Source organism: Bradyrhizobium sp. C-145 (assembly GCF_023375135.1).
GTDB lineage: Bacteria > Pseudomonadota > Alphaproteobacteria > Rhizobiales > Xanthobacteraceae > Bradyrhizobium > Bradyrhizobium zhanjiangense.
Genome location: NZ_CP088150.1, coordinates 9,135,346 through 9,162,107 on the forward strand (window position 1 = coordinate 9,135,346; position 26,762 = coordinate 9,162,107).

23 protein-coding genes are annotated in these 26,762 nt (G+C 64.4%); 9 read left to right on the top strand and 14 right to left on the bottom strand.

The window, feature by feature from the left end:
- Positions 1-3: 3 nt before the first annotated feature.
- Positions 4-1,002, bottom strand: coding sequence for a cobaltochelatase subunit CobS (gene cobS / locus LRP30_RS43040; RefSeq protein WP_091893436.1), 999 nt, complete (start codon positions 1,000-1,002; stop codon positions 4-6).
- A 296-nt stretch (positions 1,003-1,298) separates the two neighbouring features.
- On the opposite strand from cobS, the gene LRP30_RS43045 reads away from it, so the two are divergent.
- On the top strand, positions 1,299-1,958 hold the full coding sequence (locus tag LRP30_RS43045; RefSeq protein ID WP_128940334.1) for a DedA family protein: 660 nt from the start codon (positions 1,299-1,301) through the stop codon (positions 1,956-1,958).
- 168 nt (positions 1,959-2,126) lie between these two features.
- On the opposite strand, the gene LRP30_RS43050 is transcribed toward LRP30_RS43045, so the two are convergent.
- Positions 2,127-3,347, bottom strand: coding sequence for a citrate synthase family protein (locus LRP30_RS43050; RefSeq protein ID WP_128956853.1), 1,221 nt, complete (start codon positions 3,345-3,347; stop codon positions 2,127-2,129).
- Positions 3,348-3,424: 77 nt separating this feature from the next.
- Between LRP30_RS43050 and LRP30_RS43055 the strand changes: the two genes are divergently transcribed.
- Together LRP30_RS43055 and LRP30_RS43060 are read left to right on the top strand one after the other, a co-directional pair.
- Complete coding sequence (locus LRP30_RS43055; protein ID WP_249758757.1) at positions 3,425-4,519, top strand: citrate synthase/methylcitrate synthase; 1,095 nt, start codon at positions 3,425-3,427, stop codon at positions 4,517-4,519.
- 256 nt (positions 4,520-4,775) lie between these two features.
- Complete coding sequence (locus LRP30_RS43060; protein WP_249758758.1) at positions 4,776-5,810, top strand: sensor histidine kinase; 1,035 nt, start codon at positions 4,776-4,778, stop codon at positions 5,808-5,810.
- Between the two features lie 2 nt (positions 5,811-5,812).
- Here LRP30_RS43060 and LRP30_RS43065 read toward each other — a convergent pair whose 3' ends face one another.
- A complete protein-coding gene (locus LRP30_RS43065; protein ID WP_091893426.1) occupies positions 5,813-6,445 on the bottom strand; it encodes a DnaJ domain-containing protein in 633 nt (210 codons plus the stop codon).
- 129 nt (positions 6,446-6,574) lie between these two features.
- On the opposite strand from LRP30_RS43065, the gene LRP30_RS43070 reads away from it, so the two are divergent.
- On the top strand, positions 6,575-6,844 hold the full coding sequence (locus LRP30_RS43070; protein WP_128940338.1) for a BolA family protein: 270 nt from the start codon (positions 6,575-6,577) through the stop codon (positions 6,842-6,844).
- 50 nt (positions 6,845-6,894) lie between these two features.
- On the opposite strand, the gene LRP30_RS43075 is transcribed toward LRP30_RS43070, so the two are convergent.
- From LRP30_RS43075 to LRP30_RS43085, 3 genes are all read right to left on the bottom strand, one after another.
- Positions 6,895-8,199, bottom strand: coding sequence for an HlyC/CorC family transporter (locus LRP30_RS43075; RefSeq protein WP_249758759.1), 1,305 nt, complete (start codon positions 8,197-8,199; stop codon positions 6,895-6,897).
- Between the two features lie 92 nt (positions 8,200-8,291).
- A complete protein-coding gene (gene aroB / locus LRP30_RS43080) occupies positions 8,292-9,440 on the bottom strand; it encodes a 3-dehydroquinate synthase (RefSeq protein ID WP_249758760.1) in 1,149 nt (382 codons plus the stop codon).
- The gene (locus LRP30_RS43085) at positions 9,437-10,048 is read right to left on the bottom strand and encodes a shikimate kinase (RefSeq protein WP_164939658.1); all 612 of its coding nucleotides are present in this window, start codon (positions 10,046-10,048) and stop codon (positions 9,437-9,439) included. Before LRP30_RS43085 ends, aroB begins: the two co-directional genes overlap by 4 nt.
- Before the next feature lie 146 nt (positions 10,049-10,194).
- Between LRP30_RS43085 and LRP30_RS43090 the strand changes: the two genes are divergently transcribed.
- The 4 genes from LRP30_RS43090 to LRP30_RS43105 all read left to right on the top strand — a co-directional run bounded on the left by LRP30_RS43090 (position 10,195) and on the right by LRP30_RS43105 (position 14,780).
- Positions 10,195-10,341 carry a histidine kinase gene (locus LRP30_RS43090; RefSeq protein WP_074116966.1) on the top strand — a complete coding sequence of 49 codons (147 nt, stop codon included), beginning with the start codon at positions 10,195-10,197 and terminating at the stop codon, positions 10,339-10,341.
- A gap of 17 nt (positions 10,342-10,358) precedes the next feature.
- Complete coding sequence (gene xerD, locus LRP30_RS43095) at positions 10,359-11,315, top strand: site-specific tyrosine recombinase XerD (RefSeq protein WP_249758761.1); 957 nt, start codon at positions 10,359-10,361, stop codon at positions 11,313-11,315.
- Positions 11,316-11,617: 302 nt separating this feature from the next.
- Positions 11,618-12,580 carry an acetyl-CoA carboxylase carboxyltransferase subunit alpha gene (locus LRP30_RS43100; RefSeq protein WP_249758762.1) on the top strand — a complete coding sequence of 321 codons (963 nt, stop codon included), beginning with the start codon at positions 11,618-11,620 and terminating at the stop codon, positions 12,578-12,580.
- A 637-nt stretch (positions 12,581-13,217) separates the two neighbouring features.
- A complete protein-coding gene (locus tag LRP30_RS43105) occupies positions 13,218-14,780 on the top strand; it encodes a murein L,D-transpeptidase family protein (protein WP_249758763.1) in 1,563 nt (520 codons plus the stop codon).
- Positions 14,781-15,008: 228 nt separating this feature from the next.
- On the opposite strand, the gene LRP30_RS43110 is transcribed toward LRP30_RS43105, so the two are convergent.
- From LRP30_RS43110 to LRP30_RS43140, 7 genes are all read right to left on the bottom strand, one after another.
- Positions 15,009-15,704, bottom strand: coding sequence for an ABC transporter ATP-binding protein (locus LRP30_RS43110; RefSeq protein ID WP_128930243.1), 696 nt, complete (start codon positions 15,702-15,704; stop codon positions 15,009-15,011).
- Positions 15,697-16,431 (bottom strand): ABC transporter ATP-binding protein, encoded by a 735-nt coding sequence (locus tag LRP30_RS43115; RefSeq protein WP_249758764.1) that lies wholly within the window; start codon positions 16,429-16,431, stop codon positions 15,697-15,699. The genes LRP30_RS43110 and LRP30_RS43115 overlap by 8 nt, the downstream gene beginning before the upstream one ends.
- Positions 16,418-17,515, bottom strand: a complete 1,098-nt coding sequence (locus LRP30_RS43120; RefSeq protein ID WP_249758765.1) for a branched-chain amino acid ABC transporter permease — start codon at positions 17,513-17,515, stop codon at positions 16,418-16,420. Before LRP30_RS43120 ends, LRP30_RS43115 begins: the two co-directional genes overlap by 14 nt.
- A gap of 6 nt (positions 17,516-17,521) precedes the next feature.
- Entirely contained in the window at positions 17,522-18,739 is a 1,218-nt protein-coding gene (locus LRP30_RS43125) for a substrate-binding protein (RefSeq protein WP_249758766.1), read from the bottom strand.
- Between the two features lie 4 nt (positions 18,740-18,743).
- Complete coding sequence (locus LRP30_RS43130) at positions 18,744-19,601, bottom strand: branched-chain amino acid ABC transporter permease (protein WP_128940348.1); 858 nt, start codon at positions 19,599-19,601, stop codon at positions 18,744-18,746.
- Positions 19,602-19,739: 138 nt separating this feature from the next.
- The gene (locus LRP30_RS43135; protein WP_249758767.1) at positions 19,740-21,254 is read right to left on the bottom strand and encodes an amidase; all 1,515 of its coding nucleotides are present in this window, start codon (positions 21,252-21,254) and stop codon (positions 19,740-19,742) included.
- A gap of 168 nt (positions 21,255-21,422) precedes the next feature.
- Positions 21,423-22,610 carry a substrate-binding domain-containing protein gene (locus LRP30_RS43140; RefSeq protein WP_164934772.1) on the bottom strand — a complete coding sequence of 396 codons (1,188 nt, stop codon included), beginning with the start codon at positions 22,608-22,610 and terminating at the stop codon, positions 21,423-21,425.
- A 179-nt stretch (positions 22,611-22,789) separates the two neighbouring features.
- Between LRP30_RS43140 and LRP30_RS43145 the strand changes: the two genes are divergently transcribed.
- The gene (locus LRP30_RS43145) at positions 22,790-23,233 is read left to right on the top strand and encodes a MarR family transcriptional regulator (RefSeq protein ID WP_128930249.1); all 444 of its coding nucleotides are present in this window, start codon (positions 22,790-22,792) and stop codon (positions 23,231-23,233) included.
- Positions 23,234-23,568: 335 nt separating this feature from the next.
- Here the strand turns inward: LRP30_RS43145 and secA are convergent, their stop codons facing one another.
- Complete coding sequence (gene secA, locus LRP30_RS43150) at positions 23,569-26,409, bottom strand: preprotein translocase subunit SecA (RefSeq protein WP_249758768.1); 2,841 nt, start codon at positions 26,407-26,409, stop codon at positions 23,569-23,571.
- Positions 26,410-26,762: the final 353 nt, after the last annotated feature.

Below are 26,762 nucleotides of genomic sequence, written 5' to 3' on the forward strand. Positions count from 1 at the left end.
GGTCTAGCTCAGCGCCACGTTCACCGCCGATTCCGGCAGCTCCGCGTTGAAGCAGCGCTGGTAGAACTCGGCGACCAGCGGACGCTCGAGCTCGTCGCATTTGTTGAGGAAGGTGACGCGGAAGGCGAAGCCGATATCGCCGAAGATGTCGGAGTTCTCCGCCCAGGTGATCACCGTGCGCGGGCTCATCACCGTCGACAGATCGCCGTTGGCGAAGGCGTTGCGGGTGAGGTCAGCGAGGCGCACCATCTTGTTGACGATGTCGCGGCCCTCCTGAGTGCGATAGTGCTTGGCCTTGGCCAGCACGATCTCCACTTCCTCGTCATGGCTGAGATAGTTCAGCGTGGTGACGATCGACCAGCGGTCCATCTGGCCCTGGTTGATCTGCTGGGTGCCGTGATAGAGGCCGGAGGTATCGCCGAGGCCGACGGTGTTCGCCGTGGCGAACAGGCGGAACGCCGGATGCGGCTTGATCACCTTGTTCTGGTCCAAGAGCGTCAGGCGGCCGGAGACCTCCAGCACGCGCTGGATCACGAACATCACGTCCGGGCGGCCGGCGTCGTATTCGTCGAACACCAGCGCGACGTTGTTCTGCAGCGCCCAGGGCAAAATGCCGTCGCGGAATTCGGTGACCTGCTTGCCGTCCTTGACCACGATCGAGTCCTTGCCGACGAGGTCGATACGGCTGATGTGGCTGTCGAGGTTGACGCGCACGCAGGGCCAGTTCAGGCGCGCGGCGACCTGCTCGATATGGGTGGATTTGCCGGTGCCGTGATAGCCGGTCACCATCACGCGGCGGTTCTTGGCAAAGCCCGCGAGAATGGCGAGCGTGGTGGCGCGGTCGAAGCGGTAGTCGGAATCCACTTCGGGCACATGAGGATCGACTTCGGAATAGGCCGGGACTTCGAGATCGCTGTCGATCCCGAACACCTGGCGCACCGACACTTTCATGTCGGGCTGACCGGAAACTTCCTCAACTTTGGACAGGGCGGCGGTCGTCATCAATCCTCCGAGGTCCCGGGCGGTCCCGAAACCGGTTATTCGCACGTTGGCTGCGGCTGGGTGCTGAAACTCAACCTATCAGAGACAAGTGGCCGGCAGAAGCCCGCCCACCAATCAAAGTTCCTTTGTCTTTTCATTTAGATAGGCAAGGAACGCAGTTTTTGGAGGGCTGCCTTGCGAATCACGCTCGAATCTCAGGCGGTTGACGCCTCTGCCTGCGCGGATGGCACTGTTGCCGCATGTGCTTACCTATGTAGGGTCTGAATTCCAGTACTCCAGCCCGCTACAGAGACGACGTGACATCCTTCCTCGATCCCCTCATCGCCTTCGTCTCGGCCCATGCGTGGCTGGCCTATCTGACCCTGTTCCTGGCGGCGCTGCTCGAAGCGGTGCCGGTCGTCGGGTCGGTAATCCCCGGCTCGACCATCATCCTGGCGCTGAGCGCGCTGGTTCCGGGCGGCGAGCTGAAGCTGCCATGGGTGCTGCTGGCGGCCGCACTCGGCGCGGTGCTCGGGGACGGATCGGCCTATTGGATCGGGCACCGGCAGCAACGGGAGATCCTCAACACCTGGCCGCTGATGAACTATCCGCGGCTGGTCGCGCAGAGCGAGAGCTTCTTCCATCGCTTCGGCACCTGGGCGGTGTTCTTCGCCCGCTTCGTACCCCCGATCCGCGCCTTCGTGCCTGTTACCGCCGGCGCGCTCGGCATGGCGCCGGCGAAATTCTACGCGGTGAACATCCCTGCGATCCTGGCCTGGGCCCCCGCGCATGTGCTGCCGGGAGTGCTCGCGATCTCAGCGCTGCACGAATATGCCGGGCTGCATCATCATGGGCATGTCGGCAAGCACATCTGGATTTTGACCGTGGTGGGCGTGGCGATCGTGGTGGGCGTTGGGCTCTGGTTCATCCGCCGAAGGCACGGCAGCGGTGTCGCGGAGGCGAAGCCGCGGGGTTGAGGACTTTCCTTCGAGTCGTCCTGGCGAAAGCCAGGACCCATTACCCCAATGCGTTGTTTGGCGAAGATTGGGCGCTCGGTACTCCTAGCGTCCGCATCGGTAGATTCCGCGGTATGGGTCCTGGCCTTCGCCAGGACGACGGCGAAGAGGGCCGCTCTCGCAACGTCCCTAACCAACACCCCCCGCCCTCCGTCCCGGCGCCGGTCCCACATACCTTGCCCGCGGCCTGATCAGCTTGCCGAACTGCAATTGCTCGCTGGCATGGGCGATCCAGCCGACGCTGCGGGCCATGGCGAACAAAGCGAGCTCGCTGCCGACGGGCAGGCGCAGGGCGTGCACGAGCACGGCGAGTGCGTAGTCGATGTTGACGAACTCCCCGGTCGCCTCCGCGATCCGCTCCGGCACCTCGCGGGTGAACTTTCGCGGTGCGCCGGCGCGCGACAAGGCATTCAGCAGCGATTGCGCGCGGGGATCGCCGCGCTTGTAGACGCCATGGCCGAAGCCGGCAAAACGCTCGCCGAGCGCGACGCGCTCGCGCACCATCGGCTCGACATCGCGATCGATCAGCGTCTTCACGAGCTGAGAGGCCAGCACGCCGGCGCCGCCATGCTTGGGCCCTTTCAGCGCGGCGAGGCCGGCGATCACCGAGTCATAGAGATTGAGGCCGGTCGAGGCGGCACAACGCGCGGTGAAGGTCGAGGCGTTCAATTCATGGTCGGCGAGCAGCACCAGCGCGCGGCGGATCAGATCGGGAGCATGCTTGTTGTCGGCCGCCCACGCTTTCGCAACCTGCTGATGCAGCGGCTCGGCCGATGGCTCGGCATTGAGCATGGTCGCGACCAGCAGACGGACGATGCGCGCGCCGACCATGGCGCGGCCATCCGGCGCGCGGGTGAAGGCGCGAGGATCGGCGCTCGCAGCCAGCGCGAGCACGGCGATAGCGCGGTCGATCGGCGCCGCCCGCCGCGCGGCCTGCCCGATCGTCCGCATCTCCTCGGAGAGAAAGGGCTGATTGTCCTGATCGAACGGATCGACGCCGGAGACGTCCCACAGCAGCGTCGCCGTGTGCTCCAGCGTGTCGCTCTCGGCGAGATCGACGCAGTTGACCCCACGGTAGATCGCGCCCTCCTCGGTGATGGTCGAGATCTCCGTGTCCATCACCGGCAGGTCGGCGTCGAAGCTGCGCAGGCCCCTTGGCTCCGGCGACGGCACCCGGCGCTCCTTCAGGGCGCGGACGTCCTCGGCGCGGTAGCGGTTCCTGCGGGAATCCGTTGTCGGCTCGGAGCGGATCAGGCCGCGGCTGACATAGGCGTAGAGCGTGGCTGGCGAGATCGCGAGCTCGGCGGCGGCTTCCCGGGCGGAGAGGTAGAGCCCATCGGAATTTTTCATATTGATTTATGTAATCAAGATTGATCAACCTGTCGAGAGGCCCGACCTTTCCCATGCGTCAAACAGGAGATTGGGCCATGAACATCCACCTCACCAAAAGCCAGATCGGGCTGGACGGCGTTCCCGCGGCGGAGACCGTGCTGAGCCATGTCGATGGCGAGCGCGGCGAGCTGATCATCGCCGGCGAGCATGTCGGCAGCCTCGCCGCCAAATCGAGCTTCGAGGGCGTCACCGCCCGGCTCTGGAACGGCGCCAGCAAGACCAGCTTAAGCGAAGGCAATGTGCGGACGAGCCTGGGTGCCGCGCGTGAGCGCGCCTTCGCGCGATTGCCGGATCTGTTGCCGGCGACACAAGGCATGGGCATCGTCGACGGGTTTCGCGCGGCGGTCGCGGGACTTCGCGCCGAACATGGACTGGAGCACGAAGCGACCATCGTCGGCGCGTTTCCAGTGATCGCCGGCGCGCTGGTCCGCTGCGCAAAAGGGCTCGAGCCGGTCGCGCCCGATCCCAGCGTGAGCCACGCCGCCGACACGCTGCGCATGCTGCACGGGCGGGCGCCTGCAACGCGCGAGGTCACCGCGCTCGATGCCTATCTCGTCACCGTCTGCGACCACGGCATGAATGCCTCGACCTTCACGACGCGCGTGGTGGCCTCGACGCAAGCCGATCTGTTCGCCGCCGTGACCGCGGGCTATTGCGCGCTCACCGGCCCCTTGCATGGCGGCGCGCCGGAGCCGGTGCTTGAGATGCTCGATGCGATCGGCTCGCGCGAATGCATCCAGAGCTGGGTCGATGCGGCGCTGGCACGCGGCGAGCGGATGATGGGCTTTGGTCACCGCGTCTATCGCGTGCGCGACCCGCGTGCCGACGTGCTGAAGACCGCGATCGAGGCACTGGCTTCCAACGGCGCCGACCTGCCCTTTGCCGGCGAGGTCGAAGCCTATATCCGCAGCGCGCTGCGCAAGAAGAATCCGGATCGGCCGCTGGAGACCAATGTCGAGTTCTTCACCGCCATCCTGCTCGATGCACTCGCAATTCCGAGGCAGGCCTTCACGCCGATCTTCGCGGTGGCGCGTGTGGCAGGATGGACCGCGCATGCGCGCGAGCAGCAGCGCACGGGACGGCTGATCCGGCCGAGTTCGTCCTATGTGGGGGCCATGCCGAAGGAATGATGAAGTAGCCTGGATGGAGCGAAGCGAAATCCGGGAAAGTCGCTTGTGTAAGAAAGACCCGGATTACGCTGACGCTCCATCCAGGCTACGCGGCTGAGGACTAAGGGAAAGGCGACAGCGGAGCTCCCACTCCGCTGTCGTGCAGGCAAAGCCTTGATCTACGACAGGTTGAGAGGGGTCTATACGTCTCCGACGAGCACCGTGGAACGAATGCGCGGCCGGCGAATTGCCTGAGCTGGCCCCGCAGAGGAACGCGATGCTGGACTTGCTTGGACATTCTGACGAGGCCAGGATCGGCGAGATCGCGAGGCAAGCAGCGAGCAGGAGCGCTGGCGCGGATTCCGAGAGGCGATTCCGGGACTTGCTCCAGGCGCTGCCCGCCGCGATCTATACGACCGACGCAGAAGGCCGCATCACCTTCTTCAATCAAGCCTGCATCGATTTTGCCGGACGGACGCCAGAGGTCGGCGCGATGTGGTGCGTGACATGGAAGCTCTATCTGCCCGACGGCACGCCGCTCCCCCACGATGAGTGCCCCATGGCAATCGCGCTCAAGCAGAACCGGCCGGTGCGCGACGTCGAGGCCGTGGCCGAACGGCCGGACGGCTCGCGGATTTGCTTCATGCCCTATCCGACGCCCCTGCGCGACGAACGCGGCCGACTGGTCGGCGCAGTGAACATGCTGGTCGACATCACGGCTCGCAAGCAGGCCGAGCAGCGGATGATGCTCCTCGCCTACGAGGTCGATCATCGTTCGAACAATCTGCTCGCGGTGACGCAGGCGATGCTGCGGCTAACGAAGGCCGAGACCGCTGCAGAATTCCAGGCCGCGTTTCAAGGCCGACTTAGTGCGCTTGCCAACGTGCAGAGGCTGTTCTCGGCGTCGCGCTGGACCGGTGCGAGTCTGAAGACCATCGTCGAAGACGAACTCCGGCCGTACGCAGGCGGAGACGGCGAACGTATCAGTATCACTGGAGACGACATCCGCCTGCCGGCGACGCTCGCCCAATCGATCGCGGTCGCCGTGCACGAGCTTGCGACCAACGCCGCCAAATACGGCTCGCTATCGACGCCTTCGGGCCGGCTGGAGATCCGCTGGGAGGCCAATGGTGCAGAACCTCTCGTACTGCACTGGTCGGAGCGCGGCGGTCCCAGGGTCAACGAGCCGCCGACGCGCAAGGGCTTTGGCATCGGCGCGGTCGATGGCATCATCCGGACCTTGCGCGGACGGGTGACCCGGTGGTGGAAGCCGGAAGGACTGGTTTGCGAACTGTCCTTCCCGGAGGCGTAGCCTTACGCCTCCCGCACCACCGTCTTCAGATAATTATACGCCTTGATGATCTCGATCAGGCGGTCTTCGGTCGAGCGGTCGCCGCCATTGGCATCGGGGTGGTGCTGCTTCACCAGGGCCTTGTACTTGGTCTTGACGTCGGCGAGCGTGGCGTCGGGGCCGAGGCCCATGACCTGGAGCGCCTTGCGCTCGGCGTTCATCACCTTGCGCGTCTCGGCCTTGGGCTGAGCCTCGGGACCGCGGCGCCAGCTGGCGCGGCCGTTGATCTCACTGAACATGCTGAACGGATCGAACGCGCCATCGATCTCGGCTTCCGAAGCTTTCTTGCCGCCGTTGGCCCCCATCTTCCAGGTCGGTCGGTGGCCGGTCAGCGCATCCTTCTGGTAGCGCGCGACCGCATCGGCATTCATGCCGGAGAAAAAATTGTAGTTCTGGTTGTACTCGCGGACGTGCTCCAGGCAGAAGTGCCAGTACTCGCGCGAATTCTCGCGCCCCTTCGGCGCGCGGTGGCTGCCCTTGTTCTGACAGCCGGTCCATTCGCAGGCGACCACGGTCTCGCGCGGCTTCGCTTCCGGCTGCTTGCCGCGCGGCTTGACGCGGATGGAGTCGAAGAACTTTGATGAATCGATCGGCATGGCTGACTTTGACTACGCAATGCAAAAACCTTCAAGTCTTGACATTGCAATTAGCTAGAAACCCGGTCGCAATTACCTGGGACTCCCGGGTATTGACGGGGTGCGACCGCGCACCTTAATGGCACACACATGGCTATCAGAGACACTATCAGCAACAGGTTGCAAGAAGCTTTCAAGCCGGAAAGCCTGCAGGTCGTCGACGAGTCACATTTGCATGAGGGTCACGCCGGCCATCGGCCGAGCGGCGAGACGCACTTCCGTGTCTATATCGTGTCTGAGGCCTTCAAAGGGAAGAGCCGGGTCGATCGCCACCGCATGATAAATTCGGCGCTGGCTGCGGAACTCGCCGGCGGCGTCCACGCGCTCGCGATCCACGCGAAGGCGCCGGGGGAAGGGTGATCTCCTCTTACCCTCCCCTGATGGGCCCCTCCAGGGGAGGGTAAGCGACATCAAAACGACGTCCCGGCCCGCCTCGGCTTTGCCTCCTCCAGCTCCGCCTCGCGCGGCACCGGTGAGATGCGGAGCGCGGTGATGCGGTTGCGTTCGCGGCGGAGGACGCGGAAACGGAAGCCGTGGAAGGTGAAGCTCTGGCCGCGGTCGGGGATCGAGCGGGCCTCGTGAATGACGAGGCCGGCCGCCGTGGTCGCCTCCTCGTCGGGCAGGTGCCAGTCCATGGCGCGGTTGAGATCGCGGATCGGCACCGAGCCGTCGACCACGACCGAGCCGTCCGGCTGGGCGCGCACGCCGGCGACCACGACGTCGTGCTCGTCGGAGATATCGCCGACGATCTCCTCCAAAATGTCTTCCAGCGTCACGAGCCCTTCAACCTCGCCGTACTCGTCGACGACGAGCGCGAAATGGGTCTTGCGGCGGCGAAACGCCTTGAGCTGCTCGGAGACCGGGCGCATCTCCGGCACGAACCAGGGCGGCAGCGCGATGGTGGAGACATCGATCCGCGAGGTGTCGCCGTCGGAGGCACGGATTGCGCGCAGGAGATCCTTGGCGTGGAGCACGCCGATGATGTTCTCGGGCTTCTCGCGCCAGAGCGGGATGCGGGTGTATTCGGTCGCCAGCACCTCGCGCACCAGCTCTTCCGGCGGCAAATCGGCATTGATCATCATCATCTCGGTGCGATGGATCATGACGTCGGAGACCTGGAGCTCGCGCAGATCGAGCAGGCCGCCAAGCATGTCGCGGTCATGCTTCTCGAACTTGCCTTCGTGGTGCAACAGGTCGACCGCGCCGCGCAGGCGCTCGGTCGGCGACAGGATCGCCTGATGCTCGCCGGCGAGGCCAAACAGGCGCAGCAACAGGCGCACAATGACTTCCACGATGCGCAGCAGCGGCCCCAGCACGTACATGGTCAGCCGCATCGGGCGTGCGACCGCAAGCGCCACGCGGTCCGGCGCGTTGATGGCGATGGTCTTCGGCAGAACCTCCGCGAAGATCACGACCAGCGCCGTCATCACCCCGGTCGCATAGAGCACGCCGACATCACCGAACCAGGCCGTGAATATCGCGGTGGCGATCGCGGAGGAGCCGATATTGGCGATGTTGTTGCCGAGCAGCAGCGCGCCGATCAGGCGCTCGCGCATGTCGAGCAGCTGCGAGACGACGTCGGCGTCGTGATTGCCCTGCTTGGAGAGCCTGAGCATGCTGGAGCGCGAGGCGCCGGTCAGCGCGGTCTCGCTCGCGGCGAAGAACGCCGAGACCAGGAGGCAGAGGACAACGATGGTGAATCCGAGCCAGTCCATGCACCACTCTAGCTTCTTGTTTGGACGCGTTGACTTGACGCGAACCGGTATCCACTTCGCGCGAAAACGCTTTGGCGCCGTTCAGCCGCGCATCACGCCTTCTGCGCAAGCTTCTCTTGCAGGAAATCGCGCACCGGGGCGGGCTCGACATCCTTGGCGATCACTGCGCGACCGACGGCCTCCAGCAGGATGAAGATGAGCTTGCCGCGCTTGACCTTCTTGTCCTGCGCCATCAGCGCCATCAGAGCGTCGGCATCGGCAAGCCCTTCCTGGGCAAAACCCGCGATGTCCTGCAAACGCGTCGGCAGGCCAGCCTCGACCAGATGCCGCTCGACGCGCGTCGCGTCCTGCTCGCCGATCATGCCGAGCCTGGCCGAGAACTGCGCCGCCAGCGTCATGCCGATGGCGACGCCCTCGCCGTGGAACAGGCGGTCGGAGAAGCCGGTCGCCGCTTCCAGTGCGTGACCAAAGGTATGGCCGAGATTGAGCAGCGCGCGCTCGCCGGTTTCGCGCTCATCGCGCGAGACGACGCCGGCCTTGGCGCGGCACGACGTCGCGATGGCATGCTCGCGCGCCGAGCCACCCCTGAAGATGTCGGCATGGTTCTTCTCCAGCCAGCTGAAGAAAGCTTCGTCGCCGAGCACGCCATATTTGGCGACCTCGGCATAGCCGGCGCGGAATTGCCGCGGCGACAGCGTATCGAGCACGGCGGTGTCGGCGATGACCAGCACCGGCTGGTGGAAGGCGCCGAGCAGGTTCTTGCCCTGCGGCGAGTTGATGCCGGTCTTGCCGCCGACGGATGAATCGACCTGCGCCAGCAGCGAGGTCGGCACCTGCACGAAATCGACGCCGCGGCGCAGGATCGCCGCGGCAAAGCCGGCGAGATCGCCGACCACGCCGCCGCCGAGCGCGATGACGAGATCGTTGCGCTCGATTTTTGCGGCGATCAGGGCCTCGCTGACCTTTTCCAGGCCGGCATAGGTCTTGGAGATCTCGCCTTCCTCGACCACGATGCGCTCGGTCGGGATTCCGGCGGCAGCAAGCGAAGCTTCGGTGGGTTCGAGCCAATATTTCGCAACGGTGCGGTCGGTCACTACAGCGGTGCGCACGCCGGGGCGCAAGCGCGCGACGCGCTCGCCGAGCGAGACCAGCACGCCGCGGCCGATGACGATGTCATAGGCGCGCTCGCCCAGCGCGACATCGACATTGACAGGATCGGAATGTTTCAAGGGCGCAGTCATCGTACGGCACTCGCAACGTCAGCAGGCGGCACGCCGCAGAGATGGGCGTGCAGCGTCTCGATGCATTCCTCGACGATCTTGTCGTGCGGCACGTCGCGCGAGGCGATGGTGAGGTCGGCATGGCGATAGACCGGCTCGCGCTCGGTGAGCAGGCGCGTCACGGTTCCTTCGGGATCGGCGGTCTGGAGCAGCGGGCGATCGGCACGGCGCCGCACCCGACGCATGATGACGTCGTGGTCGGCCTTGAGCCAGATCGAGACCGCTTTCGCGGCGATGCGCGCGCGCGTCTCCTCGCGCATGAAGGCGCCGCCGCCGGTCGCGAGTACGATCGGCCCACCGTCCAGCAGCCGCGCGATCACGCGGGCCTCGCCGTCGCGGAAATGCGGCTCGCCATGGCGCTCGAAAATTTCCGGTATGGTCATGCCGGCCGCCGCCTCGATCTCGGTGTCGGCGTCGACGAAAGGCAGCTTGAGCCGCGCCGCCATGCGGCGGCCGATGGTGGATTTGCCCACCCCCATCATGCCGACCAGCACGATCGAGCGCGCCCCGAGCGCCGACAGGATGTCGGCCTCAGGCGAACCGGATAGCGGCAACGCGGCGTCGGACATGGATCTCGCTCGATCTGCCGCCAAAGGCGGCATGCTTTCGCCACCTATACGACCCCGCAGGGGGCCTCGCCAGAGGACTCTTGCCACGAAACGGCGAACATGTTGGATGATTTCATTGGTTAATTTGGCCTCCGGACCCCAGCACGATGCCCAGCCTGTTCCGCTTCCTGACGGTCGTCGCCGTGATCGCCGGCATCGTCTATGGCGTGGTCTTCGCGCTGGCGAATTTCGTCAGTCCAAAGCCGCGGGAAATGACGGTGACGATCCCGCCTGACAAGTTTCTCAAGAAATAGCAGCTAGGCTCCAGGGCATGCGCACCAAGCCCTCCGATAGCAAGCTCACCGGCCTGTTCCTCGATATGCTCGCGGCGGAACAGGGTGCCGGGCCCAATACGCTCGATGCCTACCGCCGCGACCTCACCGATTTCTCGGAATTTTTGGGCCGCGCCGGCCACAGTTTTGTGGATGCGGAGACGCAAGTCCTGCGCGACTATCTCGCCGATCTCGATGCGCGCGGCTTCAAATCCACCAGCGTCGCGCGGCGGCTGTCGGCGGTGCGGCATCTGTTCCGCTTCCTCCTCAACGAGCGCATCCGTAGCGAGGATCCCGCAGCGATCCTGTCGGGACCCAAGCGCGGCCGCGGCCTGCCAAAAGTGCTGTCGATTGCCGATGTCGACCGCATGCTCCGCCGCGCCAAGGAATTGAGCGAGGCGGCGGATGCCTCGCCGTCGAAACGGCTGCGCGCTCTGAGGCTCTATTGCCTGCTCGAGGTGCTCTACGCCACCGGCCTGCGCGTCTCCGAGCTGGTGGCACTGCCGCGCTCGGCCGCCAAGCGCGATGCGCGCATGATCGTGGTGCGCGGCAAGGGCAACAAGGAACGCCTGGTGCCGCTCAACGACGCCGCGCGGCAGGCGATGGCCGATTATCTCGCGGCGACGGAAGCTGCAAAGGCTGACAAGAAGAACAGCGTGGCCGCCTCGAAATGGCTGTTTCCCTCCTTCGGCGAGAGCGGACATCTGACGCGCCAGCATTTTGCCCGCGATCTGAAGGAGCTCGCGGTCGCCTCCGGGCTTCAGGCCCGGCTGGTCTCCCCGCACGTGCTGCGCCACGCCTTTGCCAGCCACCTGCTGCATAACGGTGCCGATTTGCGCATCGTGCAAACCCTGCTCGGCCACACCGACATCTCCACGACCCAGATCTACACCCATGTGGTCGAGGAGCGGCTGAAGAGTCTGGTGCGCGACCTCCACCCGCTGGCGGAGAAGTAATTTTTGCGGGAGGTGCACTCCCTCTCCCGCTTGCGGGATTGGGGAGAGGGTGTCTCCGCAAAGGGACAATCCCCAAGAGGAGAAAGCCCTCACCCGCGCCTTCGGCGCGACCTCTCCCGCAAGCGGGAGAGGTGACGATCCGCCTTGACTTCGGCCACATCTCCGCGGAAAGAGCCGTGGCCTCACGATTGATTTGGCTGGCGTCTCACGAGCACACAAGCCAAACCATTGAAGAAGCTACACTTCTTTCCACAACCCTAACCTCGTTTCGCTCTCTCGCCCCGTCCCCTTATATTGAGTTGATGCCAGACCAGATGCGCAGCTATCTCGACTTCGAAAAGCCCGTCGCCGAGCTCGACTCCAAGGTCGACGAGCTCAGGATGTTGGCGGCCTCCGGCACCGACATCGCCGAGGAGATCGGGCGGATCGAGGACAAGGCGGCGCAGGCGCTGGCCGACCTCTATCTGAACCTGACGCCGTGGCAGAAGATGCTGGTGGCGCGGCACCCGCAGCGGCCGCATTTCAACGACTTCATCAAGGGCCTGATCACCGAATTCACGCCGCTAGCCGGCGACCGCAAATTCGGCGAGGACGAGGCGCTGGTCGCCGGCTTCGGCCGCTTCCGCGGCGAGCCGATCTGCGTGATGGGCCAGGAGAAGGGCGATTCCACCGAAAGCCGCATCCGGCACAATTTCGGCATGGCGCGGCCCGAAGGCTATCGCAAATGCGTGCGGCTGATGGAGATGGCCGAGCGGTTCGGCCTGCCGGTGCTGTCGCTCGCCGATTCCGCCGGCGCCTATCCCGGCATCGGCGCCGAGGAGCGGGGACAAGCCGAGGCGATCGCGCGCTCGACGGATGCCTGTCTGGCGCTGACGGTGCCGAACGTCGCCATCATCACCGGCGAGGGCATGTCGGGCGGCGCCATCGCCATCACCACTGCCAACAGAGTGTTGATGCTGGAGCACGCGATCTACAGCGTGATCTCACCGGAGGCCGCCTCCTCTATCCTCTGGCGCGACGGCACCAAGGCGCAGGAAGCCGCCAACAACATGAAGATCACCGCCCAGGACATGCTCCGCTTCGGCGTGATCGACAGCATTTTGAAAGAGCCGGTCGGCGGCGCCCACCGCGACCCCGCCGCCATGATCGCCACCACCGGCGATGCCATCGCCAAGGCTTTCGACGAGCTCCGGAGCCTCGACGGCGACGCCATCCGCAAGCAGCGGCGGCAGAAATTCCTCGATATCGGCCGGAAACTGGGCTGATTCGTCCCGATCTCGGTCTCGCTGGGTGGGCAAAGCGACTTGTCCGCCGTAGCTCGAAGAGCGAAGGCGGAAGCGTGCCCACCATTCCCAGCGACGCGACCGGCTGGGCTGATTCGGCCGGGTTCGACGACAAATATGGCTCTCAGCTCGTCGTCCTGGCGAAAGCCAGGACCCATACCGCGGAATCTCGCGATTGGGGACGCTGGGAGTACCGAACCACGAGTCTTCGCCAAACCACTCCCTGTGGTTATGGGTCCTGGCTTTCGCCAGGACGACACCGAGTTTGACGCTGGGGCAACCCCACCTTCCCGGTAACCCCGCATTAACCCTTTTTTTGCCCAAATCAGCGATCTCTGTTCCAATTCGGCCGAAAGGCCCAAGTTACGTCCCAAGTTACGTCCAAAGTCGCGTCCATTCAGTCTTCGTTGACCATGCCACTGGGCCAACGGGCTCGTGATCTCCGCTCGGGTTGCGACCACATGACCCAGAGGTTAGAATTTTAATCAATGGCTTCAGGGCATAAGCGCTGGGGCGTGGTCTGAAAAAGCCCGTCGTGACGGGTCCGGATTTCCGGTCAGGCCGTGCTCCAGAAGAATTGGGGTTCGCGCTCGCTGCCCGGCACGGTGTGGGGTCCATCTTGATTTCTCGTTCGCTTGCTCGCGCGCTTTTGGCTTCGGCTGCGCTTGCCGCCAGCGTCGTGCTGGCCGGCTGCGACACCGACCAGGTTTCGCTCGCGACCAACGCCAAGGCCAACCAGCCGGTGCCGCCAAAGCTTCTCGCCGCGATGGTCGAGAAGAACATGGACCTGCAATCGCCGATCCTGGTCCGCCTGTTCAAGCAGGAGGCCGAGCTCGAGGTCTGGAAGCAGACCCGCTCAGGCCAGTTCGCCCTGCTCAAGACCTATCCGATCTGCCGCTGGTCGGGCGATCTCGGCCCCAAGGTCCGCGAAGGCGATCGCCAGGCGCCGGAAGGATTCTACTCGATCAATCCGAGCCAGATGAATCCGCAATCGGCTTATTACCTGTCGTTCAACACCGGATATCCGAACGCGTTCGACAAGGCGCTCGGCCGCACCGGCTCGCAACTGATGGTGCATGGCGATTGCTCGTCGCGCGGCTGTTACGCTATGACCGACGAGCAGATCGCCGAGATCTATTCGCTCGGCCGCGAATCCTTCTTCGGCGGCCAGAAGGCGTTCCAGCTCCAAGCCTATCCGTTCAAGATGACGCCGGTGAACATGGCCAAGCACCGGAACAATCCGAACATGGCCTTCTGGAAGATGATCAAGGAAGGCTATGATCATTTCGAGGTGACGCGGCAGGAGCCGAAAGTCGATTTCTGCGAGAAGAAATACGTGTTCGATGCAGCGAAGCCGGCGGACGCCAAGCGCGACCCGGTGTTCGACGCCTCGGCGAAGTGCCCGGCCTACGTGATCCCCGAGGACATCGCCAGCGCCGTGCGCGAGAAGCAGGTCAAGGACGAAGCCGAATACGCCAAGCTCGTCGCCAAAGGCACGCCGGTGGCGCGCATGAACACCGGCATCGACGGCGGCATGAACAAGATCTTCGCTGCCAAGATTCCGGAAGGCTCGACCGGCCTGTCGGAGGGCGCTGAAGGCACCACGCTGCAGATGCTGACGATGGCGAAGGCGCCCGGCACGATTCCCGGCCACGTCAATCCGCCCAAGCCGAACCTCGATGCGGCAGCGTCCGCGCCGCAAGAAGAGCCGGTCACAGCTAGCAGCGCACCCGCGACCAACACGCGCGTCGCCACGGCTGCGCCGGCCGAGAAATCGCAAGAGAAATCTCAAGGCGGCGGCTTCTTCTCCAACCTCGGCCGCAAGATGGGCTTCGGCACGGCCGACACCACGGCGACCACGCCTCCGCCGCAAGCCACGGCGTCCGTCGCGCCGGCCACCACGCCCACGACGCCTCCCACGGCAGCGTCGAGGCTGAAGGCCGCAGTGACCCGCTTCGTGCCGGGGCATGACAAATCCAAGGATGCGGCCAAGGACGCGCCGAAGCCGGCCGTAGCCGCCAAGCCCGCCGAGCCGGCCAAGCCCGACACCCGCCTCGCCGCAACGCGCCCGGCGCTGAAGCCGTCGGTGTCGGATGGCGCGGGTGACAGCGGGCAGCTGGCCGGCGCCGCACCGGTGGTGCAGTCGAACTCGTTCGACAGCCGGTTTGGGGCGGTGAAGTAACCCACCGCGACTTTCGGTCCAGTCTCGTTCGATCGACAGCGTCTCGCCGTCACCCTGAGGTGGCCGCTTCTTCAGCGGCCCTCGAAGGGCGACGGCCCGACTACCAGCTCGGCCGCGCATCCTTCGAGGCTCGCGGTGCGGTGCGCTTGCACCGCGCGGCTCGCGCCTCAGGATGACGGAACTGGCAGGGTGCAGGTTAAGGATTTGGAAGCCATTGCGTGCCGTCGTCTACGGCGCCAGATACCGCATCAGCTCCGGATTGCCCCTCACCTCACCCGCCTCGCCTTGCAGCGCGACCCTGCCGCGGTCGAGCACGTAGGCGTAGTCGGCGACGCGCAGCGCCAAGTCGAGGTGCTGCTCGACGATGATCACGGCGATGGTCTTTGCGAGTTCGATCAGGCGCTCGGTGATCTCCTCGATCACGCCGATCCAGACGCCTTCGGTCGGCTCGTCGAGCAGCAGCAGTTTTGGATCGCCCAGCATGGCGCGGCCGATGGCGAGCATCTTGCGCTCGCCGCCGGAGAGCGTGCCGGCGGGCTGGTCGAGGCGCTGGCCGAGTTTTGGGAAGATGGTCAGGACCCGATCGACCGCAGAGCTATCCTTCCTCGCGAGCGAGCCGACCGCGAGATTGTCGCGCACCGACAGGCGCGCGAACACCGAATGCTCCTGCGGCACGTAGCCGATGCCGGCGCGCACGCGCTCCTGGGTGGCGCGGCGGCTGATGTCGCGGCCGTCGAAGGCGACCTCGCCCTTCCAGGCCGGCAGCTCGCCGACGATGGTCTTCATCAGCGTGGTCTTGCCAGCACCGTTGCGGCCGAGCACGGCGACGCCGCCGCGCCAGGGAATGCCGAGGCTGACGTCGAACAGCACCTGGCTGCGGCCATAACCGGCGTCGAGATGCTTGATGTCCAAAAATTCAGGCACGGCGCAGATAAATCTCCTGGACGGATGTGTTGGCCTGGATCTCGGACACCGTGCCCGACGCCAGCACCCTGCCCTGGTCGAGCACGGTGAGGCGATCGCAGATGTCGCGGATGAAATCGAGATCGTGCTCGACGATGACGAGCGAGCAATGCTGCTTGATCGGCTGGAGCAGTTCGCCGGTGACGCGGCGCTCCTCGAGGCTCATGCCGCCGGTCGGCTCGTCCAGCAGCAGCAGTTTCGGCTTGCCCGCCAGCGCCATCGCGATTTCCAGCCATTGCTGCTGGCCGTGCGACAGCGCGGCGGCCGCGTCGAAGGCGCGGTCGGCGAGGCGAAATTGCCTCAGCATGGTCATGACCTGGTCGTGCAGCAGCCTGCGCGTGCGCGAGAGCACGAGGTCGAACAGCGAGCACTGTGCCTGCAGCGCGAGCAGGATGTTGTCGTACAGCGTCAGCGACGGCAGCACGCTCGTGATCTGGAACTTCAGGCTCATGCCGGCGCGGGCGCGCTCGGTCGGGGTGAACGCAGTGATGTCGGTGTTGACGAAGCTCACCTTGCCCTGCGTCGGCACTTCGGCGCCAGCGATGCATTTCATCAGCGTGCTCTTGCCGGAGCCGTTCGGACCGATCAGCCCGTGGAACTCATTCTCGCCGACGGTGAGCGCCGCGCCATCGAGCGCGGTGAGCTTGCCGAAGACCTTTTTGATGCCGGCGGCCTCAAGAAGCGGCATTGCGCTTCTCCTTTGGTTTTTCACCAAAGCTGCCGACCCGCTCGCGCTCGCCGAGCACGAAACTGATCAACCCGAGCGGCCGGAATAGGATCACGAGCAGCAGCAGCAAGCCCAGGATGATCGGCCAGACGTCGCGGTAATTGTCCGACAGCCAGAAGCTGACGCCCTCGACGATGACGGTGCCGATGATGGCGCCGATCAGCGTGCCGGAGCCGCCGAACAGCACGTAGAGCACCACCTGGGTCGAGACCACGACGCCGACCATATTGGGCCAGACGAAACCTTCGTGGAAGGCATAGAGGCTGCCGGCAAGTCCTGCGATGGCGCCGCCGATGGTGAAGATGATGGCTTTGAGATGCTGGGCCTTGTAGCCGAAGAAAGCGATGCGCTGCTCGTTCTCGCGCAGGCCTGCGAGCGCCAGGCCGAATTGCGAGCGCACCAGGAAGCGGCAGAGCAGGTAGACCACGACGAGGATGCCGAGCACGAGATAGTAGAACGCCGGCCCTTCCGAGAATTCGTATGAACCAAGCGACATCGGCGCGATCGAGGGGATGCCGTTCTGGCCGCCGAGATAATACCAGCCGCGCGCCAGGCGATCGGCGGCGTAGGAGCCGGTCAACGTGCCCAGCGAGACGAAGATCACGCTGGAGGGGTGCCGTCCTAGCAGCAGGAAGCCGCCGAGCAGCAGCGCGAAGGCGAGACCGATCAACGTGCCCGCCGGCAGCACCAGAAAGATGTTGGTGATGTCGAGGTCGCGCGCGAGCAGCGCGACGCCGTAGCCGGCCGAGCCGAAGAACAGGGCCTGGCCGAAGCTCATGATCCCGGCGTAGCCCCAGACGAGGTCGAACGACAGTGCGAACAGCGCGAGAATGATCACGCGCGTTGCGAATACCGTGAGATAGTCCTGCAGCACCAGCGGCGCGAGCAGTGCGGCGACGAGCACGCCCCCTTCGACGATCGGCAGGACCTTTGGTCCTGCCTTGACTTGTTCCTTGGCCCGTCCCGCTGCCACGCGTTCAGCCATCGCGTCGTCCGCTTCGTCGCCGGCGATGGCCTCTCTTACCACACTCATCGGCTTCAGCATTCCGCCTCAGCATTCCTTGGGATCGACGAGCCCGCTGCTGCGGGCGACGATCTCGTAGTTTCCGCCCTTGGCGACCGCGGTGTACATCTTCATCTTGCAGTGCCGCTTGCCTGGCATCATCTCGGCAGGTCCGCCGGGACCTTCGGCGATCTTGGCGTGGTCGAGCGCGGCGGCTACCGACTCGCGGTCGATCTTGCCGGCCTCCTTGACCGCGGCTTCCCACAGCTTGAGGCCGCGATAGGTGCCGGTGGCGGCGCTGCCGGCGGCGAACAGGAAGTTGCCCGGGAAATCCTTCTCGTAGGCCGCCTGGATCTTTGCGTCGAACGGGTTCTCCTTGGTCAGCACCTTGAAATAGTCGAGGCAGCTGGCGAGGCCCTCGATCTCGGCGGCCTGGTTGATGTTGAGCGTGTTCTCGTCATAGTAGACGCAGGCGAGCCGTCCGCCGTTCTTGAGAAAGCCAGCTTCATAGAGCTGCTTGAAGAATGGTCCGACGCCCGGCGGAATGACGGTGTTGAAGACGACGTCGACCTTGTTGGAGATGATGCGGTTGACGGTCGCGGAGAAGTCGATCTGGTCGAGCGGGTAATATTCCTCGAACACGACCTCGCCGCCATTCGCCTCGATCACCTTGCGGGCATAGATGTTGAGCGTGTGCGGCCAGACATAGTTGGCGCTCGGCAGCGCGAATTTCTTGCCGCCGTTCTTGATCAGCCAGGGGATGAACTCGTCGCATTGCTGCGCCGGCGTCGGGCCGGTGCAGAACAGGTAGGGCGTGCACTCCTTGCCCTCGTAAAGCTGCGGATAGATGTAGAGCGTCTTGCCGCGCGCCACGATCGGATCCTTGATCGCGTTGCGCATCGAGGAGGTGATGCCGCCCAGCACCATGTCGACCTTGTCGCGCTGGATCAGTTTTCGCACGTTGCCGACCGCGACCGATTCGTTCGAGGCGGTATCCTCGATATAGAGCTCGAGCGGGCGGCCGAGCAGGCCGCCGGCGGCGTTGATCTCTTTGATCACCATCTTGGCGACGTTGGCATCGGCATTGCCGGCATAGGCGATCGGGCCGGTGAGGTCGGTGGCGATGCCGACCTTGATCGGGGCTTCGGCCGCATTGGCCCAGGGCGCCGGGATCACCCAGCTGCCGACGCCGGTTGCGACCGCACCGGACGCAAAGGCGGAGTTGGAGAGGAAGCGGCGCCGTGAGAGCTGAGTGCGATCGAACATGTGACTAAACCCCTTTTCCAGCGATGAGGCCCTGCGGGCGGAATTTGATGAAGACAATGGCGAGCACGAAGACGAGCACGTCGGCGACGACGGGCGCCATCACCCAGGGCAGCGCGGCGCTGAGCGTGCCGATGACGCCCGCGCCGGCGACCGGGCCGATGAAGGAGCCGACGCCGCCGACCATGACCGCGACAAAACCCTGGATCAGGAAGCGCAGGCCGAGATCGGCAAACAGGCTGAACACCGGCACGATCAGCGCACCGGCAAGGCCGGCCAGCGCTGCGCCAAACGCAAAGGTGGCGCCATAGATCAGTGGCGTGGAGATGCCCGACGCACGCGCCAGCGACGGATTCTCCAGCGTCGCCCTCACGCGCAGGCCAAAGCTCGTGCGCGACAGCAGCAGATAGCAGCCGCCCATCACCAAGAGCGTGATGACGATGATGGTGAAACGCCAGGCCGAGATGTGCATGGCGCCGATGTCGATCGAGCCGCCGATTGGTTCGGGCACGGTGAGATAGAAGCCGCCGATCAGGCCGCGCACGGATTCGCGGATGATGAGGCCGAGCGCATAGGTGCCGAGCATGGCGACGATGGGCGCGGCGTAGAAGCGGCGGATGATCAGCGCCTCCAGCACGAAGCCGAGCGCGCCGACCACGAAGGGCGCCGCAGCCATGCCGGCCCAGATCGGCAGTCCCTTGGCATAGGCGAGATAGGTGATGTAGGCCCCGAGCAGGACGAACTCGCCCTGCGCGAAGTTGAAAATGCCCATCATGCTGGCGATGATCCCGAGCCCCAGCACGATCAGGACGATGATCGCGCCAAAGCTCAGGATCTCGAACGCCGCGACGAACGCGTTAGCCATGCGCCGGAGCCTTTCCCGCTCCGATGGAATCGGAACGGGGCTCTGGATTCTTGTTTTGACGCGTTTTCTTGACGCGAACCAGTATCCACTTCGCTCGAAAACGCTCTGGCGCTCCGTTCGCCTGCATCGAAGCCTCGCTCATATCTTCTTCCAGTCGCCGATCTGCTCGAAGGCATGGGCGGCGCGATAGATCGTGGCTTCCTCGAACATGCGGCCGACCAGCATCAGGCCGACGGGCAGGCCATCGACCATGCCGCAGGGCAGCGACATCGCGGGATGATGGGTGATGTCGAACGGCGCGGTGTTGGAGATCATCTCGAGCGCGCGGGCAACGTAATCCTCGCGGCTGGCATTGGGAGCCGGCAGCGGCGTCGCCTTCATCGGCGTGGTCGGCATCAGCAGCAGATCGTAATCCCCGAACGCCTTGTCGTAGGCCGCGGTCAGCCGTCGCGAGATGTTGAGCGCCTTGCCGTAGAAGCGTGGGCCGAAATTGTTGTTGATGTAGGTGCCGAGCATCATGAACAATTTCGTGGTCTCGGACAGCGAATCGGCCTGCCGGCGCCAGCCGCGATGAAAGTCCATCAGCGAGGTCGAATAGAGATCGCCGCGGCTGAGGCCGTAGCCGTCGCCGAACATCATGGTCTGGGTCAGGCCTTCGGTGCCGATCGGGGTCCAGATCGCGCCGCCCAGGAGGTGCATCGGGATCGACACCGTCTCAACGCTGGCTCCAAGATCCCGGAAGCGTTTCGCCGCTGCGCGCACGCTCTCGTTCACCGCGGCCTCTGCACCCGGCTGCTCAAAGCCTTCCTTGAGGATGCCGATCTTCATGCCCTTGACGCCCTGGCCGAGCGCCTTGGTGTATTCCTCGACCTTCGGCGCCTTGATCCTGGGATCGTAGCCGTCGTCGCCGGCAATCACCTCCAGCAGCAGCGCATTGTCGGCCACCGTCGCGGTCATCGGACCGGTGTGGTCGACATAGATCTCGATCGGCATGATTCCGGTATAGGGCACGAGTCCCCAGGTCGGCTTCATGCCATAGATGCCGCAGAACGATGACGGCATGCGGATCGAGCCGCCCTGATCGCCGCCGATCGCCATGTCGACCTCGCCGAGCGCGACCACGACGCCCGAGCCTGACGACGAGCCGCCGGCCGAGTAACCCATCTTGTGCGGATTGTGCACCGGCCCGTAGGAGCCGGTGTGGCTGCCGCCGGACAGGCAGAAATGCTCGCAATGGGTTTTACCGACAATCTCGGCACCGGCATCGAGCATGCGCGTGACGATGGTGGCGTCGAAATCGGGCACATAGCCTTCCAGCGTCGACGAGCCGTTGGTCATGGGCACGCCGGCCAGCATGATGTTGTCTTTCAGCGCGACGGTCTTGCCCTTGAGCTTGCCGCTGGCGGCGCCCTTCACGGTCGATTTGCGATACCAGGCATTGCGCGGGTTCTCTTCGGCCGAGGGCCGGTAGCCCGGCGTGCGGGGATATTTCACCTCCGGCACCTCGTCCGGCATCGTGGCCACGAGATTGTAAGCCTCGATCGAGCCCTGCATCAGGCCGCGGAACGAGGCGACGTCGTCGTCGGTCAGCGAAAGGCCGCACTGCTCGGCGACGCTGCGAAGTTGGGCTGGCGTGGGAAGGACAACTGTCACGGCGCTCTCCTCAAAGGCTTCTTGATCCCTGGCGTGGACGGAAGCCGCATGGGCACCGCGCCTGCACAGCGCGGAACCAACCGGCTTCACCTCGATATTACAGACGGAAATATTTTCCTTTTCAAGTATTATTTCGAAGATCCGCGTCGGCCGATGGATAATCTCGCTTCAGACCGGCTTGATCAGCTTGAAGTCGAGCCCGTCAGCCTCGGCGAGATACATCTGCATGCGGGCGTGACCGTTGCGAACGGTGACCGGGCCACGCGCGCCGCCATAAACGACGTTGCGCCCCGCCGCGAGCATGGGAGCCATGGACAGCGAACCTGCCTTGTTCGCGACGGCTTCGAGGAAACGCAGGCCTTCGTAAGTGGATTGGCCGAGCGAGCCAATCGGCGGAGCGTTCGGTCCGAACATCGTGCGATAGCGGCTCTGGAAGTCGTCGTTGGCCCGCGAGCCGATGCCGGGGAAATAGCCGGAGGCGCAGAACATGTTCTCGCTGTTGTCGGCGCCGATGCCGAGCAGCACGGTCTCGTCCATCGCGCCCGCGAGCCGCAGCGTCGTCGCGGCGAGCCCGCATTCGCCGAAGGCACGGTTAAAGGTGATGCTGTCGGTGCCGATCAGCGAGATCAGCACGACATCGGGCCTCGTGGCGCGGATGCGCGCCAGATGCGGCTCGTGATTATCCTCGCCGAGGGGGACGAACTCCTCGCCGACGACCTGCCCGCCGGTCTCCTTGATGTAGTTCTTCACGGCGCGATGCGACTGCCAGGGCCAGACATAGTCGCTGCCGATCAGGTACCAGCGCGACGCCTTCTTGACGTCAGCGAGCCAGTGGATCGAGGGCCGGCTCTGCCAGCGCGGCGTCTCGCCGATCGCCATCACGCCCGGCGTGCGCTCGCCACCCTCGTAGACCGGCGTGTAGATGTAGGGGATGCGATGACGCGTGGTGACGTCGCGCAAGCCGACACGGATCGCACTCGTGTGCAGCCCGACGATGAGATCGACCTCGTCGAATGCGATCGCCTGCTCGGCGCGGTCCAACACCTCGTCAAGCGGACCGCCGGCGTCGTAAATGGAAAGCTCGATTTCGCGCCCGAGGACGCCGCCCCGCTTGTTGATCTCGGCGACGGCGAGCTTGGCACTGTTGGTCGCACAGGGGCCCCAGACCCCGGGCGAGCCGGTGCAGCAGATGAAGCCGCCGACCCGCAGCTTGTTCGCGCCGCGCCGCCGGAAGAAGGCGTGATCCCTGGGCGACAAGACACCATCAGCCGCCGATGACGACGACAGATTCCTGAACAGCAAGGACGGCGGCAACGCCGGGCCGCCGTGAGCCGGGAAGTTTACCGTCGCGCGCACGCCAACTCCTGTCTGGGACCAGACCTGAAAGCACATTGAGCAGGCGGCCGCGGCTTCCGCCCTTTTGTTGGGCAATGATCCTATTTTGAAAATATTGAATATTCAACAATTGAAGTGCATATAGATGCAGCATTGATTGCAAGACATTCACTCATTTGGGTCAAGACGAAGTCTTAGCCGTGGCAAAACCATCGAAAGAAAACTCCCCGATCACCGAACACCTCGCCTACCTGCTCGCGCAAGCCAACCGCGAAATCAACCGGCAGCTCGAACTGCGGTTGAGCAAGGAGGGCGTGCCGGTCGAGCAATGGCGCATCTTGAAAGTGCTGTCGGATGGCAACGGCCATTCGATGGGCGAGCTTGCCGATGCCGTGCTGCTCAACCATCCGACGCTGACCAAGATGATCGACCGCATGGTCTCCGACACGTTGGTCTACCGCGTGCAGGACCCCAACGACCGCCGCAAGGTGCTGATGTTCATCTCCGACCGTGGCAAGGTGCTGAGCAAGAAGCTCAATTCGCTCGCGGTGGACCAGGAGGAGCACATCCTGGAGAGCTACGGCGACAAGTCGACCAGCGAATTGAAGCGGCTCTTGGAGAGCTTGATCGACAGCTCGAATTGAGCTGTCGTATCAGACGCGATCTCTCAACTCACGTCGTCCTGGACAAGCGAAGCGCAGATCCAGGACCCATTACCACAGGGCGCAGTTTGGCGAAGACCGTGGTGACGAGCTTCGCGTAATTCTCCCTGGGGTAATGGGTCCTGGCTTTCGCCAGGACGACGATGTGGAGAAGCCGCGCGTCACAACGTAGCGTCAGCGCCCGCGGGCGATCCAGTATTCCAGAGAAAGCTGTGATTGAGCTGAGGGGCTGCGGCGGACTCGGTCGCCCGGTCAAGCCGGGCGACGACAGCGGGGAATGAGGCGTTGACGTCGCGCCTCACAAATACATTCAAGCCCTACGCATACTTGCCGTGGCAGTGCTTGTACTTCTTGCCCGAGCCGCACGGGCAGTCCTCGTTGCGGCCGACCTTGCCCCAGCTTGCCGGGTTCTTGGGATCGCGAAGGGCCGCGTCGGTGGCCTGGGCACCGAGCGTGACGCTGGCAAGGGCCATCTCGTCTTCGCCGGTGTTCGGGTCGAACTTGTGCGCCTCCATCGCCGGCAGAATGGGAGCCTCCTGCTCCGGCGGGACGATCTCGACGCGCATCAGCTGCGCCGTCACGGCCTCGCGCAGATGCGCGCTCATCTCCTGGAAGAGGTTGAAGGCCTCGGTCTTGTATTCCTGCAAGGGATCGCGCTGGCCGTAGCCGCGCAGGCCGATGACCTGGCGCAGATGGTCCAGCATGATCAGATGCTCGCGCCAGAGATGATCGAGCGTCTGCAAGAGAATGGTCTTCTCGACGTAACGCATCACGTCGGGACCCCATTGCGCGACCTTGGCCGCCATGTGCTCGTCGGCTTTGGTCTCGATGCGGGTCAGCAGCTCCTCGTCGGCGATGCCCTCTTCCTTGGCCCATTCGTCGACCGGCAGGTCGAGATCGAGCACACGCTTCAATTCATCCTTCAGCCCGGCGACGTCCCACTGCTCGGCATAGGCGTGCTCGGGCACGTGCTTGGCGACGAGATCGTCGATGAAGGCGTGGCGCATGTCGGCGATGGTCTCGGCGACGCTCTCGTCCCTCATCAACTCGACGCGCTGATCGAAGATCACCTTGCGCTGGTCGTTCTGGACGTTGTCGAACTTGAGGAGGTTCTTGCGGATGTCGAAGTTGCGCGCCTCGACCTTCTGCTGCGCCTTCTCGAGCGCCTTGTTGATCCAGGGATGGATGATGGCCTCGCCCTCTTGCAGGCCGAGACGCTGGAGCATGCTGTCGAGACGGTCTGAGCCGAAGATGCGCATCAGGTCGTCTTCGAGCGACAGGAAGAACTTTGACCGGCCGGGGTCGCCCTGACGGCCGGAACGGCCGCGCAGCTGGTTGTCGATGCGGCGGGATTCATGCCGCTCAGAGCCGATGATGTAGAGGCCGCCGGGCTTGTTCACGGTCTTGCCGGGCTTGCTCCCCTTCGCCGGCTCGATCTCGACGGTCTCCTCGGCCTTCAGCACGATGTCGCGGAAATGCGCGATATCGGCCTTGATCTGCTCGATCTTCTTGGCCTTCTCGGCCTCGTCCTCAATGCTGGCGGTCTCTTGCTGGATGCGCATCTCGAGCGAGCCGCCGAGCTTGATGTCGGTGCCGCGGCCGGCCATGTTGGTCGCGATCGTGATTGCGCCGGGCACACCGGCTTCGGCCACGATATAGGCTTCCTGTTCGTGGAAACGCGCGTTCAGCACCGCAAACAGCTTTGCCGGCTTGCCGGCGCGGGCCGCGGCATAGAGCTTGTCGAGCGCGTTGTCCTTGCCGAAGTCGATCTGCTTATAGCCGTTCTTCTTGAGGAATTCGGCGAGCACTTCCGACTTTTCGATCGACGCCGTGCCAACCAGCACCGGCTGGAGCCGCGAATTGGCCCGCTCGATCTCGGCGAGGATCGCACCGTATTTTTCCTGCTGGGTGCGGTAGACCTCGTCGTCCTCGTCGAGGCGCGCGATCGGCAGGTTGGTCGGGATCTCCACGACCTCGAGCTTGTAGATGTCGAACAATTCGTCCGCTTCGGTCGCGGCTGTGCCGGTCATGCCCGCAAGCTTCTCGTACATGCGGAAGTAGTTCTGGAAGGTGATCGAGGCCAGCGTCTGGTTCTCGGGCTGGACCTGGACGTGCTCCTTGGCTTCCAGCGCCTGGTGCAGGCCTTCCGAATAGCGGCGGCCCGGCATCATGCGGCCGGTGAACTCGTCGATGATGACGACCTCGTTGTCGCGGACGATGTAGTCCTTGTCGCGCGTGAACAGCGTGTGGGCGCGCAGTGCCTGGTTGATGTGGTGCACGACGGAGACGTTCTCGACGTCGTAGAGCGACTCGCCCTTGAGCTGCCCGGCGTCGCGCAGCAGAGTCTCGATCTTCTCCATGCCGGCTTCGGTCAACGTCACCGTGCGCTGCTTCTCGTCGACCTCATAATCGGTCTTGTCGAGCTTGGGCAGGAAGCTGTCGATGGTGTTGTAGAAGTCGGAGCGGTCGTCGAGCGGACCGGAGATGATCAGCGGCGTGCGCGCTTCGTCGATCAGGATGGAGTCGACTTCGTCGACGATGGCGAAGAAGTGCGGCCGCTGGACCATGTCCTCGAGCCGGTACTTCATGTTGTCGCGCAAATAATCGAAGCCGTATTCGTTGTTGGTGCCGTAGGTGATGTCGCAGGCATAGGCCGCCTTGCGCTCGGCATCGTCGAGGCCGTGCACGATCACGCCGGTGGTCATGCCGAGAAAGCCGTAGATCTGGCCCATCCAGCCGGAGTCGCGCCGGGCGAGGTAGTCGTTGACGGTGACGACGTGGACGCCCTTGCCGGCGAGCGCGTTGAGGTAGACCGCGAGCGTTGCCACCAGCGTCTTGCCTTCGCCGGTCTTCATCTCGGCGATGTCGCCCTCGTGCAGCACCATGCCGCCGATCAGCTGGACGTCGAAATGGCGTTGGCCGAGCGTGCGTTTGGCCGCCTCGCGCACCGTGGCGAAGGCGGGCACCAGGAGGTCGTCGAGGGTCTTGCCTTCGGAGATCTGCTTCCTGAACTCGGCGGTGCGGGCCTTGAGCGCCTCGTCGGAGAGTTTCGAGACTTCAGGCTCCAGCGCGTTGATCGCGTTGACGCGGGACTGATATCCCTTCACCCGCCGGTCGTTGGCGGAGCCGAAAAACTTGCGGGCGAGCGCGCCGATCATGCCTAGTTCCTGTGTTCGCGATTTAACCGCGTTGCAGCCAAGAAGTTGTCACCCGCCTGCCTATTCAACTCACCGTGACGCCGATGGCGCCTTCAGCCCGGACTGCGGGGGTCGTCCGCCATATGGGTGGGAATTGAGCAAGTCTGGGTTCAACGGCCAAAAACGCAGCAAAATAAACGCCATCGCCATGGACGCGACCGGCCAGAGATATGGCCGGCCCCTAGCCTTGTCAACGGCGGCCGCATTGCGGCTAATTCATCATTTTGACAGACTTTTCGCGTTGCCAAGCCCCCCTGATTGGGCGAGTGTCCGCCCCGCTCGAGCAGCCCCCTGCTTCAACATAAGGATTTTCC